The sequence below is a fragment of the Actinocorallia aurantiaca genome, from assembly GCF_039533685.1.
GTDB classification, from domain to species: Bacteria; Actinomycetota; Actinomycetes; order Streptosporangiales; family Streptosporangiaceae; genus Actinocorallia; species Actinocorallia aurantiaca.
The window spans coordinates 374,166-394,088 of record NZ_BAAATZ010000002.1; the positions used below are offsets into that span (position 1 = coordinate 374,166).

Annotated in this window: 17 protein-coding genes; 6 read left to right on the forward strand and 11 right to left on the reverse strand. The window is 69.9% G+C overall.

Going from position 1 to position 19,923, the window contains the following annotated elements; all coding sequences use genetic code 11:
• Window positions 1-11: 11 nt before the first annotated feature.
• Window positions 12-2,297 carry a penicillin-binding protein gene (locus ABD327_RS02645; RefSeq protein ID WP_344448454.1) on the reverse strand — a complete coding sequence of 762 codons (2,286 nt, stop codon included), beginning with the start codon at window positions 2,295-2,297 and terminating at the stop codon, window positions 12-14.
• A 51-nt stretch (window positions 2,298-2,348) separates the two neighbouring features.
• On the reverse strand, window positions 2,349-4,538 hold the full coding sequence (locus tag ABD327_RS02650; protein WP_344448455.1) for a transglycosylase domain-containing protein: 2,190 nt from the start codon (window positions 4,536-4,538) through the stop codon (window positions 2,349-2,351).
• Window positions 4,539-4,781: 243 nt separating this feature from the next.
• Here ABD327_RS02650 and ABD327_RS02655 point away from each other — a divergent pair, with 243 nt between their 5' ends.
• The gene (locus ABD327_RS02655; protein WP_344448456.1) at window positions 4,782-5,090 is read left to right on the forward strand and encodes a WhiB family transcriptional regulator; all 309 of its coding nucleotides are present in this window, start codon (window positions 4,782-4,784) and stop codon (window positions 5,088-5,090) included.
• Between the two features lie 63 nt (window positions 5,091-5,153).
• On the opposite strand, the gene bagB is transcribed toward ABD327_RS02655, so the two are convergent.
• On the reverse strand, window positions 5,154-6,287 hold the full coding sequence (bagB, locus tag ABD327_RS02660) for an ATPase BagB (protein WP_344448457.1): 1,134 nt from the start codon (window positions 6,285-6,287) through the stop codon (window positions 5,154-5,156).
• Window positions 6,284-7,273, reverse strand: a complete 990-nt coding sequence (bagA, locus tag ABD327_RS02665; RefSeq protein ID WP_344448458.1) for an ATPase BagA — start codon at window positions 7,271-7,273, stop codon at window positions 6,284-6,286. The genes bagB and bagA overlap by 4 nt, the downstream gene beginning before the upstream one ends.
• Before the next feature lie 147 nt (window positions 7,274-7,420).
• Between bagA and ABD327_RS02670 the strand changes: the two genes are divergently transcribed.
• Genes ABD327_RS02670 through ABD327_RS02690 form a run of 5 tightly spaced genes read left to right on the forward strand, consistent with a single transcriptional unit; the run spans window position 7,421 to window position 10,780 of the window.
• Window positions 7,421-8,368, forward strand: coding sequence for an SPFH domain-containing protein (locus tag ABD327_RS02670; RefSeq protein ID WP_344448459.1), 948 nt, complete (start codon window positions 7,421-7,423; stop codon window positions 8,366-8,368).
• A 25-nt stretch (window positions 8,369-8,393) separates the two neighbouring features.
• The gene (gene sp36 / locus ABD327_RS02675) at window positions 8,394-8,552 is read left to right on the forward strand and encodes a Sp36 family protein (protein WP_344448460.1); all 159 of its coding nucleotides are present in this window, start codon (window positions 8,394-8,396) and stop codon (window positions 8,550-8,552) included.
• Complete coding sequence (locus ABD327_RS02680) at window positions 8,549-9,007, forward strand: RidA family protein (protein ID WP_344448461.1); 459 nt, start codon at window positions 8,549-8,551, stop codon at window positions 9,005-9,007. The genes sp36 and ABD327_RS02680 overlap by 4 nt, the downstream gene beginning before the upstream one ends.
• A gap of 55 nt (window positions 9,008-9,062) precedes the next feature.
• A complete protein-coding gene (locus tag ABD327_RS02685) occupies window positions 9,063-9,890 on the forward strand; it encodes an NUDIX hydrolase (RefSeq protein ID WP_344448462.1) in 828 nt (275 codons plus the stop codon).
• The gene (locus tag ABD327_RS02690; protein ID WP_344448463.1) at window positions 9,890-10,780 is read left to right on the forward strand and encodes an MBL fold metallo-hydrolase; all 891 of its coding nucleotides are present in this window, start codon (window positions 9,890-9,892) and stop codon (window positions 10,778-10,780) included. Before ABD327_RS02685 ends, ABD327_RS02690 begins: the two co-directional genes overlap by 1 nt.
• A 197-nt stretch (window positions 10,781-10,977) precedes the next feature.
• Here ABD327_RS02690 and ABD327_RS02695 read toward each other — a convergent pair whose 3' ends face one another.
• The 7 genes from ABD327_RS02695 to erm all read right to left on the reverse strand — a co-directional run bounded on the left by ABD327_RS02695 (window position 10,978) and on the right by erm (window position 19,724).
• Window positions 10,978-11,664: a Crp/Fnr family transcriptional regulator gene (locus ABD327_RS02695; protein WP_344448464.1), complete on the reverse strand. Its 687-nt coding sequence runs from the start codon at window positions 11,662-11,664 to the stop codon at window positions 10,978-10,980.
• A gap of 154 nt (window positions 11,665-11,818) precedes the next feature.
• Window positions 11,819-15,724, reverse strand: a complete 3,906-nt coding sequence (locus tag ABD327_RS02700; RefSeq protein ID WP_344448466.1) for a bifunctional nitrate reductase/sulfite reductase flavoprotein subunit alpha — start codon at window positions 15,722-15,724, stop codon at window positions 11,819-11,821.
• Between the two features lie 97 nt (window positions 15,725-15,821).
• Window positions 15,822-16,853 carry an ABC transporter ATP-binding protein gene (locus tag ABD327_RS02705; protein ID WP_425547027.1) on the reverse strand — a complete coding sequence of 344 codons (1,032 nt, stop codon included), beginning with the start codon at window positions 16,851-16,853 and terminating at the stop codon, window positions 15,822-15,824.
• 35 nt (window positions 16,854-16,888) lie between these two features.
• A complete protein-coding gene (modB, locus tag ABD327_RS02710; RefSeq protein ID WP_344448468.1) occupies window positions 16,889-17,644 on the reverse strand; it encodes a molybdate ABC transporter permease subunit in 756 nt (251 codons plus the stop codon).
• A 23-nt stretch (window positions 17,645-17,667) separates the two neighbouring features.
• Window positions 17,668-18,417, reverse strand: a complete 750-nt coding sequence (gene modA, locus ABD327_RS02715; protein WP_344448470.1) for a molybdate ABC transporter substrate-binding protein — start codon at window positions 18,415-18,417, stop codon at window positions 17,668-17,670.
• A gap of 11 nt (window positions 18,418-18,428) precedes the next feature.
• A complete protein-coding gene (locus ABD327_RS02720) occupies window positions 18,429-18,818 on the reverse strand; it encodes a TOBE domain-containing protein (RefSeq protein ID WP_344448471.1) in 390 nt (129 codons plus the stop codon).
• 66 nt (window positions 18,819-18,884) lie between these two features.
• Window positions 18,885-19,724, reverse strand: a complete 840-nt coding sequence (gene erm / locus ABD327_RS02725; protein ID WP_344448472.1) for a 23S ribosomal RNA methyltransferase Erm — start codon at window positions 19,722-19,724, stop codon at window positions 18,885-18,887.
• Window positions 19,725-19,923 lie beyond the last annotated feature (199 nt).

The window sequence follows — 19,923 nt, forward strand, 5'->3', positions numbered from 1 at the left end:
GAGGAGCGCGGTCAGCGCCTGGGGCCGCCGCCCTTGCCCGCGCTCACGTAGAGCGTGACCACGGAGCCCTCGTCCGCCGAGCCGCTCGGCGAGGTCCGTGCGACGGTGCCGCGGCGGGCCTTGGACCTGATGGGCTTGGCGGCGACCCGGACGTCGAACCCGGCGCTGCGCAGGATGTGCGTGGCCTGGTCGACCGGCTTGCCGATCACGTTCGGGAGCCCCTTGCGCTTGACGTCGCCGAAGTCCCGCGTCGGGCGCCGGAACTGCTGGACGGGCTCGCCCGCCAGCGCGTTCACCATCGTCCGCTGCCAAACCGGGCCGGGGATCGTCGCGCCGTAGACGCCCGTCACGGGGTACTGCACGCCGCTCCGGTAGTCCCAGTAGGCGGTCGCGGAGGCGAGGTCGGGGGTGTATCCGGCGAACACCGCGCAGGCGTAGTTCTCGCAGGTGCCGGTCTTGGCGGCGGCGGGTCGTCCGATGCCGAGGCCCCGGCCGGTGCCGTTCGTCAGCACGCCCTGGAGGATCATCGTGGCGGCGTCCGCGACCTGCTCGTCGACGACCTGCTCGCACTTGACGCCGGGGATCGCGACCTTCGCGCCCTTGGGGTCGACGATGCTGGTGATGACGTTCGGCGCGCAGTAGTTGCCGCGCGCCGCGATGCCCGCGTACGCCGCGGCCAGGTGGACCACGTCGATCGGGTTGACGCCGAGCACCTGCGACGGGGTGGGCTCCAGCGGCGACCCGTTGGTGCGCTTCATGCCGAACTTCTCGGCCATCTTGACGGCGTTGCAGACGCCGACCGTCTTCTGCAGCTGCGCGTAGTAGGTGTTGACCGACAGCCAGGTACCGTTCTTCATGTTGAACGTGCCAGCCTCGGAGTCGCTGGCGTTGCTCAGCGTCCAGCTGCCGCCGCCTATCCGGCCGGTCGGCGACGGGGCGTAGGGGCAGTCCTCGTAGCCGCTCACCGTCGTGGTGGCCGGTGAGGTGTAGGACGTCGAGATGGGCAGGCCCTGCTTGAGCGCCTCCAGCATGGTGAACGTCTTGAAGGTGGAGCCCGCGTCCACGCCGTAGACGCTGCCGCCGTGCGCCTCGTCCGCCGGGAGGTTGATGGTCGTCTCACCGGGTCCGTTGCCGTACTTCTTGCTGGTGGCGATGGCCAGGATCTTGCCGGTGCCGGGCTGCACGACGGCGTTGACGTTCACCCGCGTGCTCTTGGGCGTCGTCGCGTACTTGACGGCGGAGTCCGCTGCCTTCTGCACCTTCGGGTCGAGCGTCGTGTAGATCTTGTAGCCGCCGCGCAGGAGCTGCTTGCGCGCGATCTCCCACCGGCTCTGCTGCTCTTCCTCGGTCTTGGGCTTCTCCTCGCCCATGAGGAAGTCGATCGCCTCGTAGTAGACGTACGCGCAGAAGTTCGGGTACCTGCTGCTCTCGCAGCCGCCCTTCGGCTTGTACTCCTTCAGCACGAGCTTCGTCGCCTTGGCGGTGTCGGCCTCGGCGGCGGTGACGGTGCCCAGCTGCTGCATCCGGTCCAGGACGGTGTTGCGCCGCAGAAGGGCGGCCTCCGGGTCGAGCGTGGGGTCGTACGCGTACGGGTTCTTCGTGAGGCCCGCGAGGGTCGCGGCCTCCTCCAGCGTGAGGTCGACGGCGTTCTTGCTGAAGTACCGCTTGGAGGCGGCCTGGATGCCGTAGGCGCCGGCGCCGAAGTAGGCGATGTTCAGGTAGTCCCGCAGAATCTCGTTCTTGGACATCGTCTGTTCCAGCTGGATGGCCAGGCGGAGTTCGCGGAGCTTGCGGGAGACGGTGGGGGCCGTGGCCTCCTTGTAGCCCTCTTCGGTCGTCGCGTTGTTGAGCAGCATGTTCTTGGCGAGCTGCTGGGTCAGCGTCGACCCGCCCTCGACGGTGCCGCCGGAGGAGGCGTTGCGGCTCAGTGCGCGGAGCGTTCCCTTGAGGTCGAGCGGGCCGTGGTGGTAGAAGCGCGCGTCCTCGATCGCGATGATCGCCTTCTGCATGATGGGCGCGACCTTGTCGAGCGTGGTGTTCTCGCGGTACTCGTCGAAGAACGCCGCGATGACCTTGCCGTCCGAGCCGTACACGACGGTCCGCTCCGCGGGGTCGCGGGTGATCTTCGCCACGTCCATGTTCATGAAGCCGTCGGCGGTGTCACGCGCGGTGAGACTCACGCCTCCGACGCTCGGGAGTGCTATCAGCGCGACCAGGACTCCGGCGATCAGACTGGTGGCGAGCAGCCGAAGCAGTGTGGAGACGGACGCTTTCCGGTCGCGTGAGGAAGACAGCACGGAGCTAAGGTACCCGTAACCGCACCCGAGGCTGTCCGTTAAGGGGGTCTGTCACCCCGAACCTCCATTACTTAGAAATATCGTTACAGTCCCTCCTCGCTCACTGTGCGTGCTGGGTGAGACGTGCGCGACGCTCCCTCTCGGCAGGTCGGAGGTGACGGGTGTCGTGGACACCACGCCGTTCAGTCCGGCCTGCCGGAGCACCGTCATCGCGGTCCCCAGCGATGTTCTGCGCAATTCGGGCACGGTGACGAGCGGCTGGTAGGTCCGGTGCACCGCGCTGAGGCCGGAGGACCAGATATCCGCCGGTATTCCGGCGCCGTAGACGCCGTAGACGGGGTACTTGAAGCCTCCCCGGTAATCCCAGTAAGCGACGGCGGCCGACAGGTTGCGCGAGATCCCGGCGAACACGGCGCACGAGAAGTTCTCGCATGTCCCCGTCTTGCCCGCCACGCTCCCGGACGGCTTGCCGACGCTGGCTGCGGTGCCTTTCGACTCGAAGACGGAACGCATGATGTCGTACGTGGTGTCCGCCGTATGACGTGCGACGACCTGCTTGCACTCGTTCTTGGGCAGCGCGAGTTTCCTGCCGTTCGGGTCGGTGACCTCCAGAAGGGCGACCGGCGGGCAGTAGACGCCGTGGTTGGCGATGCCCGCATACGCCGCGGCCAGATGCACCATGTCGATTTCGTTGCTGCCGAGGACCTGTGATGGCACTTCCTGCAGCGGCCCGCCGTCGGCGCGCTTCATGCCGAAGCGATGAGCCATCTTCACCGCGCTGCAGATGCCTATCTTGTGCTGCAGCTTCGCGTAGAAGGTGTTCACCGACTGCGCCGTCCCCGTACGCAGGTCGAACTTGCCGGACTCGCTCTCATGGGAGTTCTTCACGTTCCAGGGAGGCAGGAGCCTGTCCTTGCAGTCGCGGTATCCGCTGACCGTGGTCGAGCCGGGCGCGTGGAAGCTCGTCTTGACCGGGAGTCCCTTCTCCAGCGCGGCGAGGAGGGTGAATATCTTGAAGGTGGAGCCCGCGGACACGCCGACTCCGCCGCCGTGCTCCATGTCCGCCGCGAGATTCAGCGTCGTGCGGGGCTTCTTGAAGCCGAACCGCTTGGACGTGGCCAGTGTCTTCAGATGCCCCGTGCCCACCTCGACGAGGGCCTGGGCCGCCACTTTGGCGGAGTCGTGGGACGTACGGGCGCTGAGAGCGCGCTGCACTCCCTGCTGGCCCTTCCAGTCGAGGGTCGTCCGGATCTGGTAGCCGCCCCGCTGGAGCTGCGCGTTGGCCTCGCGTGCTTTCTTCGGGTCGCCCTTGGAGAGGAGCTTGACCATCTCGCTGCGCACGTACATGCAGTAGAAGGGCGCCTTGCTGATGCTGCAACCACCGCGTATGGGCCGTGGTTTCAGCCGCAGGGGCGCGGCGGAGAGCTGACCCTTCTCCTGCGCCGTGATGAGCTTCAGCTCGGCCATCCGCGTCAGCACGGTGTCGCGCCGTTCCCTGGCGGCCTGCGGATGCAGGATCGGGTCGTACGCGTACGGGTTCTTGGTGATGCCGGCGAGCAGCGCGGACTCGGGCAGCGTGAGCTGTGACGCGGGTTTGCCGAAGTACCGAAGGGACGCGGCCTGGACGCCGTACGCCCCGGCGCCGAAGTAGGCGATGTTCAGGTAGCCCTCGAAGATCCGGTCCTTGGACATCGTCTGTTCGAGGTGCAGCGCGTGCCTCAGCTCGCGGATCTTGCGGAAGACGGTGGGCGCGGTGACCCGCTGCTTCTCCGCTTCCGTGCGCGCGTTGGCGAGCAGGAGGTTCTTCGCGTACTGCTGCGTCAGCGACGAACCCCCCTCACGGATCTCTCCCGTGGAGGTGTTGCGCATCAGGGCGCGCATGGTGCCCTTCAGGTCCAGGGCCCCGTGCTCGTAGAAGCGCGCGTCCTCGACGGCGAGGATCGTCTTCTGCATGATGGGCGAGACCTGGTCGAGCCGTACGGGCCGACGGTACTCGTCGAAGAACGCGGCTATCTCGTGACCGTCCGCGGCGTACATGGTGGACCTGACCGGCGGACTCTGCGTGATCTTCTGGACGTCCATGTTCTGGAAGTCCGACGCCATCTTCTTGGCGCCCAGCCCCACCATCAGCAGTCCGGGGAGCAGCAGCATCGCCAGCAGGCCTCCCGCGGTGGCCCCCGCCGCGGCCAGCCTTCCCGCCAGGTGCCGCCTGCTCTCCCGCCGATCCCCCGATTCGACCATGTTGATCTAGCTACCCAGCGTAGGCTCACGTTACGCGGTGAACCGCGCACCCTAGCAGTGACTAGTCATCATGTCGGCCATGGCCTCTGTGGGCTATATCGAGAATGGGCCCTCTGGGGACTGTTTAAACGCCCCAGGCTTCCGTAAGTTTCTCCCCACGGCTTTTGTTTGGCGGCCTGACGCCCGCGCCCGTCTGGCCAAGTAGCGCACAACTACACAAGACCCTAGGGGAGTGGGGCCAAGATGTGGATCACTGATTGGACCGCCCGTGCCGCCTGCCGTAACGCGGACCCGGACGCGCTGTTCGTTCAGGGCGCGGCTCAGAATCGCGCCAAGCTCATCTGCAGGGGGTGCCCGGTGCGAACCGAGTGCCTGGCAGACGCGCTGGACAACAAGATCGAGTTCGGTGTCTGGGGAGGCATGACGGAACGCGAGCGGCGGGCACTGCTGCGCCGCAAGCCCGGCGTCACCTCGTGGCGCGAGCTGCTGGAGACGGCGAAGGAAGAGTACGAACGCTCATCCGACGACGAGGACGAATTGGTCGCCAGCTGACCTATCGACATGACCACCCCCGGGGTACAAGATTCGTACCCCGGGGGTGTCGTGTCTAAAATGTCAGGCTGCCGGGTGGCCGGATGCGGCCAGGGAACCGCCGACCAGCCGGAGCCCGTCGAGATCGTGCACGTCCTCCGCCTGCACCGGGACGGTGGTCACCGGCACGGTCGGGTTGGCCGAGGCGAAGTGGCCGCGCAACCGCTCCTGTCGGGCGGCGAGCTGCATGCGCTCGGCGTGCAGACGCAGGAGCGAGGCGGTGAGCGGATGGTCGCCGCGCTCGTCCAGCGTCTCGGCCGCGGCCAGGCTGCGGGCGGACGAGAGGCCGCTCGCGCTCGACTGGGCCATCCGGTTGACGACCAGCCCGGCCAGCGGCATGCGCTCGGACTTCAGGCGGTCGACGAAGTACGACGCCTCACGCAGGGCGTCGGGCTCCGGAGCGGCGATGACCAGGAACGCCGTGCCGGGGGACTTCAACAGCTCGTACGTCTTCTCCGCGCGCTCGCGGAAACCGCCGAAGACGGTGTCGAAGGCGGTCACGAACGTCGAGACGTCCTTCAGGAGCTGGCCGCCCAGCACCTTGGTGATCGTGTTGGTGACCATGCTGAAGCCGGCCGAGAACACCTTCATGCCCAGCCGCCCGCCCGCCTTGGCCGGGGCGAGTAGCAGCCTGATGAAGCGCCCGTCCAGGAAGCGGCCCATCCGCTCGGGGGCGTCCAGGAAGTCCAGGGCGTTCCGTGACGGAGGGGTGTCGACGATGATGAGGTCCCAGGCGTTCGAGCGGTGCAGCTGGCCGAGCTTCTCCATCGCCATGTACTCCTGCGTCCCGGAGAAGGACGAGGACAGCGACTGGTAGAAGGGGTTGGCCAGGATCAGCTTGGCCCGGTCGGGGTCGGAGTGCGCCTCGATGATCTCGTCGAAGGTGCGCTTCATGTCGAGCATCATGGCGTGCAGCTCGCCGTCGCCCCGGACGCCCTCGATCTTGCGCGGGCTGTTGTCCAGTTCGCTCAGGCCCATCGACTGGGCGAGCCGCCGGGCCGGGTCGACCGTCAGGACGACGACGTCGCGCCCCCTGTCGGCGGCGCGCAGCCCGAGGGAGGCGGCGGTCGTCGTCTTGCCGACGCCGCCGGCGCCGCAGCACACGATGATCCGGGTGCGCCGGTCGTCGATCAGCGCGTCGATGTCGAGTTTCTTCACGCCGCTCCTTGGTCGCGCAGGGCTTGGGCGAGGTCGTACAGGCAGGCCAGGTCCATGCCGTCGGGCAGGAACGGCAGGTCGTATCGGGGCTCGTGGGTGATGCGCGCCTTCTCCCGCTGCTCCAGCGCGGTGCGCTGGGCGTGCTCGGCGGCCTCGGCGGCCAGCACCGCGGCGTACTCGCCGGCGTTCTGCTCCAGCCCGGACGCCTTGAGCCCGCGGACGATCTCGTCCTGGTCGAGCTCGCCGCGGCCGGCCGCGGCGAGGTCCTCGGGAGTCAGGACGGCGGGGCGCTCCATGTTCACGATGACGCCGCCGACGCTGATGCCGGTCTCCTTCAGGTCATGGATGCCGTCCAGGGTCTCCTGCACGGGCATCTCCTCCAGCAGCGTCACGAAATGGACGACCGTCTGCGGGGAGCGGATGACGCTCATGACGAGGTCGCCGTGGTTGCGCACGGGGCCGACCTTGGCCAGGTTCGACACCTCGTCGCTGACGTTGAGGAACTTGCTGATCCGCCCGGTGGGGGGAGCGTCCATGACGATGGCGTCGTACTTGAACTTGTTGTTCTTCTCGCGGCGGCGCACGGACTCGCTCACCTTGCCGGTGAGGATCACGTCGCGCAGGCCGGGCGCGATGGTCGTGACGAAGTCGATGACGCCCAGCTTGGTCAGGGCTTTGCCGGCGCGCCGGAGGTTGTAGAACATCTCGAGGTACTCGATGAGCGCCTCTTCGGTGTCGATGGCCAGGGCGAAGACCTCGCCGCCGTCCGGTGCGACGGCCACCTTGCGTTCCTCGTACGGCAGCGGGGGCACGTCGAAGAGCTGAGCGATGCCCTGCCTGCCCTCGACCTCCACGAGCAGCACCTTCCCGCCGCCCGCGGCGAGGGCGAGTGCCAGAGCCGCGGCGACCGTGGTCTTGCCGGTGCCGCCCTTGCCCGTGACAACGTGGAGCCGGACGCCGTCCCAGTGGGTATCTTTCGCGCTCACACTTCGAGGTTATCGTTCGCCTCGCAAAGAGCTCTCGTGCGCCCATAAGTAATTCCTGACACGCTTTTCGCGGCCTAGGGTGGAACCAGGACGAGGCATATCAAGGTCTGATATGGCAGAGTCCGCCGCCAACGAGAGGTGCTCGTCATGGAAGCACTCGTCATCCTGCTGGCCGTCGTCGTCTTCCTCCTGCTGGTAGCCGCCGCCACGGGCGTCCGGGTCGTCCAGGAGTGGGAGCGGGGAATCGTCTTCCGGTTCGGCCAGATCCAAAGACAGGGCCCCCAGGGCCCGGCGCTGGTGCGCACGCCCGGCCTCACCCTGATCGTCCCGCTGGTCGACCGGCTGCAGAAGGTCAACATGCAGACCGTGGCGATGGGCGTGCCCGGTCAGGACGGCATCACCTCCGACAACGTGTCCGTGCGGGTGGACGCGGTCGTCTACTTCCGGGTGATCGACCCTGGCAAGGCCATCGTGAACATCCAGAACTACGTGTACGCCATCTCCCAGGTCGCCCAGACGTCGCTCCGCTCGGTGATCGGCAAGGCGGAGATGCAGGACCTGCTGGCCGAACGGAACAAGATCAACGCCGAGCTGCGGACGATCATGGACGAGATGACCGAGGGACCGTGGGGCGTGCGGATCGAGCGGGTCGAGATCAAGGACGTGTCGCTGCCCGAGGGCATGAAGCGCTCGATGGCCCGGACGGCTGAGGCCGAGCGGGAGCGCCGTGCCCGGATCATCACCGCCGACGGCGAGTACCAGGCGTCCAAGCGGCTGGCCGCCGCCGCGCACGAGCTGTCCAAGGACCCGGCCTCACTCCAGCTGCGGCTGCTGCAGACCGTCACCGATGTGGCGGCCGAGAAGAACAGCACGCTGATCATGCCGCTTCCGGTGGAGCTGCTGCGCTTCTTCGACAAGGCGGCGGGCCCGGCGGAGGAGCCCGCGTCCGGGGCCGCGGAGATCGAGGAGCCCCCGGCGCTGGAGGAGGCGATCGAGAGCGTCCCCGAGGTCCCCGAGGTGACGCCCGTCGAGTCGCCCGCGGACCGCGCCGTCGCCCAGGCCGACCCCGCCGTCCACAGGCAGGGAGAAGTCTGAGCCGCGGATCTTCTACGCTTGGCGCATGACCAAGTGGGAGTACGCGACAGCACCTCTGTTGATTCACGCGACCAAGCAGATTCTCGACAACTGGGGCCAGGACGGCTGGGAGCTGGTCCAGGTGATCCCCGGACCGCAGGGCGGCGACACGCTCGTGGCCTACTTCAAGCGGCCGCTGGCATGAGCGCCGTCGCGGCGAGGCTGAGGGAGCTCGGCCTGGAGCTGCCCGAGGTGGCCAAGCCGGTGGCGGCGTACGTCCCCGCGATCCGGAGCGGATCCCACGTGTACACCTCCGGCCAGCTCCCCTTCGTGGACGGGAGGCTGCCGGAGGCCGGCAAGGTCGGCGGCTCGGTGAGCCTGGAGCGGGCGATCGAGCTGGCGGAGATCTGCGCGCTGAACGCGATCGCGGCCCTGGGCACCCAGGTGGACCTCGACGACGTCGTGCGGATCGTCAAGGTCGTCGGGTTCGTGGCGAGCGCTCCGGGCTTCACCGCGCAGCCCGCGGTGGTCAACGGGGCCAGCGAGCTGCTGGGCCGGGTGTTCGGCGAGGCCGGGACGCACGCGCGCAGCGCCGTCGGGGTGGCGGTCCTGCCGCTGGACTCGCCGGTCGAGGTGGAGCTGATCGCCGAGGTCCGGTGAGCCGGTGATCCGGTGATTCTTGACTTATCAGGTGCATTACGCACACATTGACCGGATGAACGGACTCAGACTTCCCGAGGAGTTCCTGGAGCGCATCCGGGACTACGAAGCCGGCCGGGCGCAGCCGCCGGTCCCCAAGCACGCCTCCACCGTGATGCTGCTGCGGGACCGGGACGGGCGGCTGGAGGTCTTCATGCTCCGCCGGGTCTCCTCCATGGCCTTCGCCCCGGGGGCGTACGTGTTCCCCGGCGGCGGGGTGGACCCCCGGGACTCCGAGTACGACCAGCCCGGCGCCGACTGGGACGCCTGGGGCGAGGCCTTCGGGGCGGACGCCCGGGTGGCGCGGGAGCTGGTCTGCGCCGCCGTCCGGGAGACGTTCGAGGAGGCGCACGTCCTGCTGGCGGGCCCCTCCTCGGACGAGATCGTCGCGGACACCGCGCCGTTCGAGGCCGACAGGCTGGCCCTGCTGGACCGCAGCCAGTCCCTCGCGGGCCTCCTGGAGGAGCACGGTCTCGTCCTGAGGGCCGACCTGCTGCGCCCGTGGGGCCACTGGATCACGCCGACGGTCGAGACGAAGCGGTACGACACCAGGTTCTTCGTCGCGGCCCTGCCGGAGGGCCAGCGGGCGCTGGACGTCAGCACCGAGGCCGACACCGTGGTGTGGATCCGGCCGGAGGACGCGCTGGACCAGGTGAAGGCCGGCGAGATGTTCATGCTGCCGCCGACGCTGGCGATGCTGAACGACCTCCTGCCGTTCGGCTCGGTCGCCGAGGTGCTCTCCCACGAGCGGAGATTCACCGCGCACGAACCCACCGCCGAGATCGTCGACGGCGTTCCGTATCTTGTGCTCCCAGACGAAGCCGCGCACCAGTATGGGGCCTGATGGGTATTTCACTGCGTGAGATCACGATGGCGAGGAGGTTCCTCGCCGACCCCGCCGCGTCCCTGGTGATGATGGGCTCGCGCGGCGGGGTGGTCGGCCGGCTGGCCGCCCGGAAGCTCCCCCCGGCGGCGGTCGGGGGGACCGAACGGGCCACCGCCTTGCGCGCCCCCAACCCCTCTCCGATGACCCTGGAGGGGACGAATACCTGGATCCTCGCCGAGCCGGGCGCGCGCCGGGCCGTCGTGGTGGACCCGGGCCCCAACGACGGGCCGCACCTGCGCAAGGTGCTGAAGGCCGTCCGGGAACGCGGCATGGAGGTGGGCCAGGTCCTGCTCACCCACGGCCACCACGACCACGCCGCGGGCGCGAAGAGGTTCGGCCGGCTGGCCAAGGCCCCCGTCCGCGCCCTCGACCCGCGGCACCGCCACGGCGGCGAGGGGCTCACCGAGGGCGACGTCGTCGAGGTCGACGGGCTCGAGGTCCGCGTCTGGGGCACGCCGGGGCACACCGACGACTCCCTGTGCTTCTGGCTGCCCGGCGACCAGGCCGTCCTCACCGGCGACACCGTTCTGGGCTACGGCACCACCATCGTCAGCAGCCTCGGCGACTACCTGGACTCCCTGGAAAGACTCCGCACCCATTCCGCCGAGAACGGTGTAGGGCACATCCTTCCCGGCCACGGCCCCGTCCTGCAGGACCCGGTCAAGGCCCTCGAGGGCTACCTCACCCACCGCCGCGCCCGCCTCAAGCAGGTCCAGGACGCCATGGATGCCGGAGCCTCCACTCCCCGCGAGGTCGTGGAGGTCGTCTACGCCGACGTTGACAGGGCCCTCTGGCCCGCCGCGGAATGGTCGGTGCAGGCGCAGATGGAGTACCTCCGCGGCCGCTGACGTCCAAGCCCGTCGCGATCATCGGACGGGGAGCTCCCGCCCGATCCTCGCCCGGGCAGTGATCGGCGATCTCTGAGCTCCGGGGGCCCGGGCGAGAGCATGCCGAAGCGGCCTCGGGGGGCCGGGCGCGCGAGGCGGGGGTCGGGACGGACCGGACCAGCGGATGGAGGGGGCGCTGGCCGGACGTCCGTCGGGGGCTACTTGGAACGCTTGCGGAGGCGTTCGATGTCGAGGATGACCACGGCGCGGGCCTCGATCCGCAGCCATCCGCGGGCGGCGAAGTCGGCCAGCGCCTTGTTGACGGTCTCGCGGGAGGCGCCGACGAGCTGGGCGAGCTCCTCCTGGGTGAGGTCGTGGTGGACGTGGAGTCCGCTGTCCCCCGGCTGGCCGAAGCGCTCGGCCAGGTCGAGCAGCGCCTTGGCGACGCGGCCGGGGACGTCGGTGAAGACCAGGTCGGCCATCACCTCGTTGGTCTTGCGCAGCCGCTCCGACAGTGCCTGGAGGAGGGCGACGCCGACCTCCGGGTGCGCGGTGAGGAACGGGCGCAGGTCGTCGTGGCCCAGCCCGGCCAGGCGGCACTCGGTCACGGCGATCGCGCCGGCCGTCCGGGGGCGGGGGTCGAAGAGGGACAGTTCGCCGAACATCTCGCCGGGGCCCAGCACGCTGAGCAGGTTCTCCCGGCCGTCCGGGGCCATCCGGGTCAGCTTGATCTTGCCTTCGAGCACGACGTACAGGCGGTCGCCCGTATCGCCCTCGTGGAACAGGCTCTGGCCGCGGGCCAGACGGACCTCGCTGACATGGGCGCGCAGCGCCTTGGTGGCCTGGTCGTCGAGTGCCTCAAAGAGCGGGGCCTTGTTGAGTACTTCTATGTCGCGATCCGACACGCCTTTTCTCCTCCCGAACACTTATATGCCCAGTGTGACGCACCTCGCACCGAGCTGGTGAACGTGGGGTCCTGGCGCGCCTAGCCTGACTTTACCGATCGGCCGGCGCGCTTCGACGCCAGCGTCCCGGGAAGTAGTTTACTAAGGGGTGACTTCAGTAGACATCGCGCACGTATCGCTTGTCAGAGGTCATTTTCTTGACAAACTGGACAGCCGCCTCCGGGGTCAGGTTTCCGTGGAGGGCCGCGATGTCGACCAGGGCGCGTTCGACGTCCTTCGCCATGCGGGCCGCGTCGCCGCAGACGTAGAAATGGGCGCCCTCCCGCAGCCAGTCCCACAGGCGGGCGCCGTGCTCCCGCATCCGGTCCTGGACGTAGACCTTGGCCCGCTGGTCACGGGAGAAGGCCAGGTCCAGCCTGGTGAGAAGACCGTCACGGCGGAGTGATTCCAGCTTCTCCCGGTAGTAGAAGTCGGTGGCCTCGCGCTGCTCGCCGAAGAAGAGCCAGTTGCGCCCCCCGGCGCCCCGGGCGAGGCGCTCGTCGAGGAATCCGAGGAAGGGGGCGACCCCGGTGCCGGGCCCGACCATGATCATCGGCACGGACGGGTCGGCGGGCGGCCGGAAGTGCGGGGAGCGCTGGACGGACACCGTGACGGGGGTGCCCGGGGCGGCGTCGGCGAGGAAGGTGGAGGCCACGCCCTTGCGGACCCTGCCGTGCGGGTTCTCGAACCGGACGACCGAGACGGTCAGGCGGAACTCGTCCGGGTCCGTCAGGGGACTGGAGGAGATCGAATAGCTGCGGGGCGCGAGCCGCTTCAGCGCCGAGAGCCACTCCTCGGGGGCGGCCTCGACGGGGAACTCCGCCACCACGTCCACCGCCTGGCGCCCCCAGCTCCACTGGGCGAGCTCGTTCTTGTTGTCGGGACGCAGCAGCTTGCGCAGCGTCCGGTCGTCCGTGCGGTCGGCCAGGAAGCGCAGCAGGGCGGGGGTGATCCGGGTGAGGTCATACTCCGAAAGGTCGACGCCGGGGTCCATGCGGGTGATCTTCAGCCACTCCTCCACCACGTCCGGGCAGTTCCGGGGGCGGATGCTCAGGGCGTCGCCGGCCTCGTAGACGAGGCCCGTTCCGGTGAGGTCGAAGGTGAACTCGCGGACCTCTTTGGACGCCCCCGGCAGGCTCAGTAGGCGGTTTCCCTTGAGAAGCGCCGTAACGGGGGTGTTCCCGGGCTTGGAAGGGCTCTTGGAGGCAGGCGCCGCGGACGGCTTGGGAGTCCCGCCCTTCAGGGCCTGGACGACCTGTTCCAGCCACTGCCGGGCGGGGGGTTCGTAGTCGGGCTCGCAGTCGACGCGCGGGGCGAGGCGGACGGCGCCCAGCTCGTCCAGACGCGCGTCCAGGCGGCGTCCGTGGCCGCAGAAGTCGTCGTAGCTGGAGTCGCCGAAGGCCAGGACGGAGTAGCGGACGCCGTCCAGACGGGGCGCGTCGGGGGCGGCGAGGGTCTCCCAGAAGCCGGTTCCGTTGTCAGGGGCGTCGCCGTCCCCGAACGTACTGGTGATCACGAGGACCTCGGCGGCCTCTCGCAGGGCCTCTGGAGACGTCTCGTCCATATTGACCAGAACCGCCTGCCCGCTGGCTTCTGCAAGCCTCTGAGCGGCCGTGACGGCGAATTCCTCGGCGTTGCCGGTCTGGGAGGCCCACAGGATGAGGGTTCCGGGCCCGGTGGAGGCCGACGGGACGGGCTCGGGCCGCGTCCGCGAGTGGATCCCGGCGAGCATCCCGTTGATCCACAGGGTGTGGTCGGGGGAGAAGGGGGCGTCCGCGGGGAGGACGGGCAGCTCGCCGGGCGCGGGGGGGACCGCCTTCAGGCCGGCCAGGAAACCACTCAGGTAACGCCGTTCCCTTTCGCTCAGCACCGGCGGGGCCGGATCGGCCAGCTCGAGAACGTCGGGAGGAGCCGGGACGGCGACCTTGGTGAGGGACACGGCGCAGACCTTCAGCTCGGGCTGGAAGGAGAGTGGGTCCACGGCGTCGCTGGTGACGGCGTTGACGCTCAGGTACTCGCCGAAGAGATCGTTCCAGTGGAAGGGCGCGAAGCAGGCGCCCGGAAGCACCCGGTCGGAGACCGCGGCGGGCAGCACGGCCCGGCCCCTGCGGGAGCCGATCTCCACCTGGTCGCCCTCGGAGACGCCCAGCGCGGCGGCGTCCGCGGGGTTGATCTCCACGAACGGGCCGGGATCGAGCTTGTTGAGCTTGTCGACCTTGCCCGTCTTGGTGAGGGTGTGCCACTGGTGCTGGAGACGGCCGGTGTTGAGGACGAACGGATAGTCGTCGTCCGGAAGCTCCTCGGGATCCATGTGCGGACGGGGAAAGAAGACGGCCCTGCCGCTCGGAGTGGCGAAGCGCAGGCCGTCTCCGTCCAGGTAGCGGACGGGGTTGCGGTCGTCGCCGTCCTCGGAGGAGGCGGGCCACTGGACGGGCGTGCGCCTGAGCCGGTCGTAGGTGACGCCGCGCAGATCCCAGCCCGTGGCGGGGTTGTGGAAGAGCTTGATCTCCTCGAAGACGTCTTCCGCGCTCTCGTAGGAGAAGGCGTCGGCGTAGCCCATCTCGCAGGCGACGCGGGCGATGATCTGCCAGTCGGGGAGTGCCTGGCCGGGCGGCTCGACGGCCTTGCGGGTCAGGGTGAGGTTCCGTTCGGAGTTGATCATCACCCCGTCGCCCTCCGTCCACAGGGCGGCGGGCAGGACGAGGTCGGCGTACGGGTTGGTCTCGGTGTCGGCGAAGGCGTCCTGGACGACGACGAACTCGGCCGCTTCCAGGCCCTCGATGACCGTCCTCCGGTTGGCGACCGAGGCGACCGGGTTGGTGCAGATGATCCAGCAGGCCTTGATCGAGCCTTCGGCCAGCCGCTCGAACATCTCGATCGTGCCCTTGCCGACGTCCGTGCGCAGGGTGCCTTCGGGCACGTTCCAGACGGTCTCGGTGAAGCGGCGGTCGGCCTCGGACAGCACGCTGCGCTGGCCGGGCAGGCCGGGGCCCATGTAGCCCATCTCGCGGCCGCCCATGGCGTTCGGCTGGCCGGTGAGGGAGAACGGGCCGCTGCCGGGACGGCAGATCGCGCCGGTGGCCAGGTGCAGGTTGACCAGCGCGTTGGTGTTCCACGTGCCGTGGGTCGACTGGTTGAGGCCCATCGTCCAGCAGGACATCCAGTCGCCGGCCTCGCCGATGAGCCGGGCGGCCTCGCGGAGGTCGGCCTCGGGGATCCCTGTGATCTCGGAGACCTTCGCGGGGGGATGGTCCGCCAGGAACTCCGGCATCGCCTCCCAGCCCTCGGTGCTCGCGGCGATGAACTCCTCGTCGATCCGGCGGTTCTCCACGAGCAGGTGGAGGAGGCCGTTCAGGAGGGCGAGGTCCGTGCCGGGCTTGACCTGCAGGAACAGGTCGGCCTTGGCCGCGGTGGCGGTGCGGCGGGGGTCGACGACGATCAGCTTCGCACCCGCCTTGACCCGTTCCATCATGCGCAGGAAGAGGATCGGATGGCAGTCGGCCATGTTCGAGCCGATGACGAAGAAGACGTCGGCGTGTTCGAAGTCCTGATAGGAGCCGGGCGGCCCGTCCGAGCCCAGCGAGAGCTTGTAGCCGGTGCCCGCGCTGGCCATGCACAGCCGCGAGTTCGACTCGATTCCGTTGGTGCGGACGAAGCCCTTGGCCAGCTTGTTGACCAGGTACTGGGCTTCCAGTGACATCTGTCCCGAGACGTAGAAGGCCAGCGCGTCCGGGCCGTGCTCGTCCACGATCGCGCGGAACCGCCGGGCGGTCTCGGTGATCGCGGCTTCGGTGTCGATCCGCTGGGGGCCGCCGTCGGAGCGGCGCAGGGCGGTGGTCAGCCGGCCGGGGGCGGCGAGCATCTCGGCGGTGGTCGCGCCCTTGGTGCACAGGCGGCCGAAGTTCGCCGGGTGCGTCTTGTCGCCCGACGCCCGCAGGACTCGCCCGTCCTGGACTTCGAGCACCATCCCGCAGCCGACCCCGCAGTACGCGCAGACGGTCTTCACGCTGGTAGAAGTCACGTCTAGCAAGGTAGGAACGTCTCGTTACCGTCGTGTGACATCGGCCGGTAACGAGACGTTACGGCTGTCACACAACGGCTTCTGCGGTCTGGTGAGGTCAGGCGGGATAGACGTGGGTCTCGGTGGCCTTCACCGAAGTCCAGACCTCCGTGCCGGGGCCGAGGTCCAGTTCCGCGACGGCCGCCGGGGCGATGTCGGCCATGGCCTGGACCGGGCCGTCCAGCTGCACCCGGACGCGGTCGCCCTGCTGTTCGACGCCCTCGACGACGGAGCGCCACAGGTTCCGGGGGCCGCCGTCCGGACGGGTCCGGTAGAGCGCCACGGCCGCCGGGGAGAAGGAGACGAACACCGGTCCCTCGACGTCTTCCGCCACGCTCAGCTCCAGACCGTCCAGCACCACCTGGTTCCCGTGCCCGTCGCCCCGGTAGAGGTTCAGGCCGACGAGGCGCGCCACGTAGTCGGTCCTGGGCCGCCGGGCGACCTCGGCGGGGGCGCCCTCCTGGACGATCCGCCCGTCCTCGATCACGATCAGCCGGTCGCAGAGCACCATCGCGTCCAGCGGGTCGTGGGTGACCAGCACGGTCGCGCCCGGGAAGTCCGCCAGGTGCCGGCGCAGCCCGGACCTGACCTCCAGCCGGGTCCGCGCGTCCAGGGCCGCCAGGGGCTCGTCCAGCAGCAGCATCTCCGGTTCGCCCACCAGCGCCCGCGCCAGGGCGACCCGCTGCGCCTGCCCTCCCGACAGCTCCCTCGGCCTCGCCTGAGCGAACCCGGACAGTCCCACCCGCTCCAGCCACTCCGCGGCGGCCTTCCGAGCCTCCTTGGCGGACCGGCCCCGGCTCCGCGGCCCGAAGGCCACGTTCTCCAGCACCGACAGATGCGGGAACAGGAGGTAGTCCTGGAACACCATCCCCACCGGACGGTCTTCGGGAGGCAGCCCTTCCAGCCGCCTCCCGTCCAGCTCGATCCGCCCCTCGTCCAGCCGGACGAGCCCCGCGAGCGCCCGCAGCGCCGTCGTCTTGCCCGCCCCGTTGGGTCCCAGCAGCGCGACGACCTCCCCCGCGGCCACGTCGAACTCCACGTCCAGCCGGAACCCGTCCCGCCGCACCCCGAGCCGCGCCGAGAGACCCACGCCGCCCACCTCCTTCGATCCGTGTTCCGGCATGGTCAGTGCAGCCAGCGGTCGCGGAGGGCGGCGAGGACGGTGAGGGAGACGAGCAGCAGGACGAGGCTGAGGACGAGGGCCGCGTCGGGGTCGGTCTCCAGAGCCAGGTAGACGGCGAGGGGCATGGTCTGCGTGCGGCCCGGGAAGTTGCCGGCGAAGGTGATGGTCGCGCCGAACTCGCCCAGCGCGCGGGCCCAGCACAGGACGCCCCCGGCCAGAACTCCGGGAGCGATGAGGGGGAGGGTGACGCGGCGGAAGACCGTCCAGCGGGAGGCGCCCAGGGTGGCGGCGGCCTCCTCGTAGCGGGGGTCGGAGGCGCGCAGCGCGCCCTCGACGCTGATCACCAGGAAGGGGAGGGCCACGAAGATCTGGGCGAGGACGACGCCGGTCGTGGTGAAGGGGAAGGTGAGGCCGAACCAGGCGTCCAGGTGGCGGCCGATCAGACCGTTGCGGCCCAGGACCAGCAGGAGGGCGACGCCGCCGACGACGGGGGGCAGCACCAGCGGGACGGTGATCAGGGCGCGGAGGACGCGGCGCCCCCGGAACTCGACCCGGGCCAGCACCCAGGCGAGCGGCACGCCGAGGAACAGGCAGACGGCCGTGGCCGCGGTCGCCGTCACCAGGGAGAGGCGGAGGGCTTCGAGGACCTGCGGTTCGGCCAGGCGCGCCGGGAGGGTCGACCAGGGGACGCGGACGAGCAGCCCGGCCAGCGGCAGGACGAGGAAGGCGAGTCCCGCCGCCGCGGGCAGCGCCAGCATCCAGGGGACGCGCCTCCTCGGGGTCACGGGGCGTCGAATCCGGCCTCGGTGAGCACGTTCCGGCCCTGCTCAGACAGCACCAGAGCCGTGAACTCCCCGGCGAGCGCGGGGGAGGGGGCGCCGTCGAGCACGGTGATCGGGTAGTCGTTGATCGCCTTGCCCGCCTCGGGGAAGGCGATGCCCTTGACCTCGCCGCCCGCCGCGATGACGTCCGTCCGGTAGACGAGCGCGGCGTCGACCTCGCCGAGGGTCACCTTGGTGAGGGTGGCCTTGACGTCCTGCTCCAGGGTGACCGGGACGACCTTCAGGCCCGCCTCGCCCAGGGCCTTGGCGGCGGCGGCCCCGCAGGGGACCTGCTCGGCGCAGAGGGCGACCTTGACCTTCGGGTCGGCGAGGTCCGCGAGCGTTTCGACGCCGCCCCGGCCGTCGACGGGAACGGCGATCTCCAGCCGGTTGCGCGCGAACGTGGAGGGCGCCCCGGCGAGGGAGGCGTCGGTGACCGTCTTCATCGTGGCGGGGCTGGCCGAGGCGAAGACGTCCGCCGGCGCCCCCTGGACGATCTGCTGGGCGAGGGTGGAGCTGGAACCGAAGTTGAACCGGACCTCCACCCCGGAGTGCGTCTTCTCGAACTCCCGCCCGAGCTCGGTGAAGGTCTCGGTGAGCGAGGCCGCGGCGAACACGGTGACGGTCTTTCCACCGTCGGAGCCACTGGACGAGCAGGCGGTCAGAGCCAGGGCCAGGGGAAGCGCGAGCGCGATCAGACGGCGGAACACGGAGGACTCCTTCACCGGGGGAGCTCCACGACGACGTTCGTGGACTTGATCACCGCGACGGCCAGCACCCCGGGCTCCAAGCCCAGCTCGTCCGCGGCCTGGCGGCTCATCAACGAGACGACCCGGAACGGACCGGCGGCCAGCTCGACCTGCGCCATCACGCCGTCCCTGCGGACCTCGGTCACGATCCCCCGGAACCGGTTGCGCGCCGAGGACCGGCCCTCGCCGTCGGCGGACTCGACCTGGGCCCGGGCGAACGCGGCGAGATCCGCCCCCGCGATCACCCGGTGCCCCTGCGCGTCCCGCCCGGCCGTGAGCCTCCCGCCGTCCACCCACCGCCGCACGGTGTCCGGGCTGACCCCGAGCAGCTCGGCCGCCTCACTGATCCGGAAGTTCGTCACCCGAAGACGGTACCTCTACGCAGATACAAGGCTCAAGGGTTGTATAGACGTGTATCCGCCGCTGATTCATGAGTTTTCCCTTGAATTTGCAGCTCGGTGCGGTCTCCGGGCGTCCGGCCTCCCGCCGCGCCGTGCCGCCGGAGGGCAGTGCCGGAACAGGTCGGCCCACTGCTCGGCCGTGAGCGCCTTGGGCAGCGCCGCGGGAGGGATCCCGTGCAGCCGCGTCCACTGCGATGCCTGTCTGCGGGACATCCCCGGGACGGCGGTGGCGAGGATCTCCGCCATTCCCCGCCCTCCGCCCGTGAACACGCGCCGCACGACGTCCTGGTACCGCTTCCGCGCCTGCTCCTCCACGAGGGGGCGCCGCCGCCGGGAGACGGCCAGCAGCCCGCCGTCGACGCCGGGCCGGGGCCGGAACGCCGAGGCGGGCACCCTTCGGTGAAGCCGGAACTCGAACCACGGCCACCACTGGGCCGTCATCATGCTCGCCCCGCCCACGCCGGCACGGCGGCGGGCGACCTCCCACTGCGTGATCAGGACGGCGTCGACCCAGCCGGAGGCGTCGAGGATGTGGCGGAGCATCGCGGTGGTCTGGTGGAAGGGCAGGTTTCCGGCCAGCACATGGGGAGCGGCGGGAAGGGGGTGGCGCAGGAAGTCCGCGTGGACGATCTCGGTCGGCGGCCGGGTGCGGTGCGCGAGCCGCCGGACGTGCCGGCCGTCGATCTCGACCGCGGTCAGGGGTCTGCCCAGCCGCTGCATCGGCAGGGTCAGGGCGCCGTCTCCGGGCCCGATCTCGATGATGGGGCCGTCGGTCTCGGCGACGAGGCCGACGAAGGCGTGGATGACCGACCGGTCGATGAGGAAGTTCTGGCCGAGTTCGTGTCGGCCGGGACGCTGGGTGTGCACAGGATCTCCGCGGCTTCGAGGTGAGCCGGGCAGCCTGGGGAAGCCGCTCGGCGAGGAGTCGCTGAAGCGGCGGAGTGCCGGAAGTGAGGTCGGTCCGCCGCTATGAGCGGCGAAGCCTCAACGTGTACGTGGGCATGGGGCGGGACTCTATGCGCGTGCACCCGCCCCGGTCCAACGATTTACGAGCCGGAGGATGATC

Bases quoted from the DNA above. Each gene is read 5' to 3' on its own strand.
- ABD327_RS02650 (WP_344448455.1), bottom strand. From the start codon at position 4,538: ATGGTCGAATCGGGGGATCGGCGGGAGAGCAGGCGGCACCTGGCGGGA.
- ABD327_RS02655 (WP_344448456.1), top strand. From the start codon at position 4,782: ATGTGGATCACTGATTGGACCGCCCGTGCCGCCTGCCGTAACGCGGAC.
- ABD327_RS02670 (WP_344448459.1), top strand. From the start codon at position 7,421: ATGGAAGCACTCGTCATCCTGCTGGCCGTCGTCGTCTTCCTCCTGCTG.
- sp36 (WP_344448460.1), top strand. From the start codon at position 8,394: ATGACCAAGTGGGAGTACGCGACAGCACCTCTGTTGATTCACGCGACC.
- ABD327_RS02680 (WP_344448461.1), top strand. From the start codon at position 8,549: ATGAGCGCCGTCGCGGCGAGGCTGAGGGAGCTCGGCCTGGAGCTGCCC.
- ABD327_RS02685 (WP_344448462.1), top strand. From the start codon at position 9,063: ATGAACGGACTCAGACTTCCCGAGGAGTTCCTGGAGCGCATCCGGGAC.
- ABD327_RS02690 (WP_344448463.1), top strand. From the start codon at position 9,890: ATGGGTATTTCACTGCGTGAGATCACGATGGCGAGGAGGTTCCTCGCC.
- modB (WP_344448468.1), bottom strand. From the start codon at position 17,644: ATGCTGGCGCTGCCCGCGGCGGCGGGACTCGCCTTCCTCGTCCTGCCG.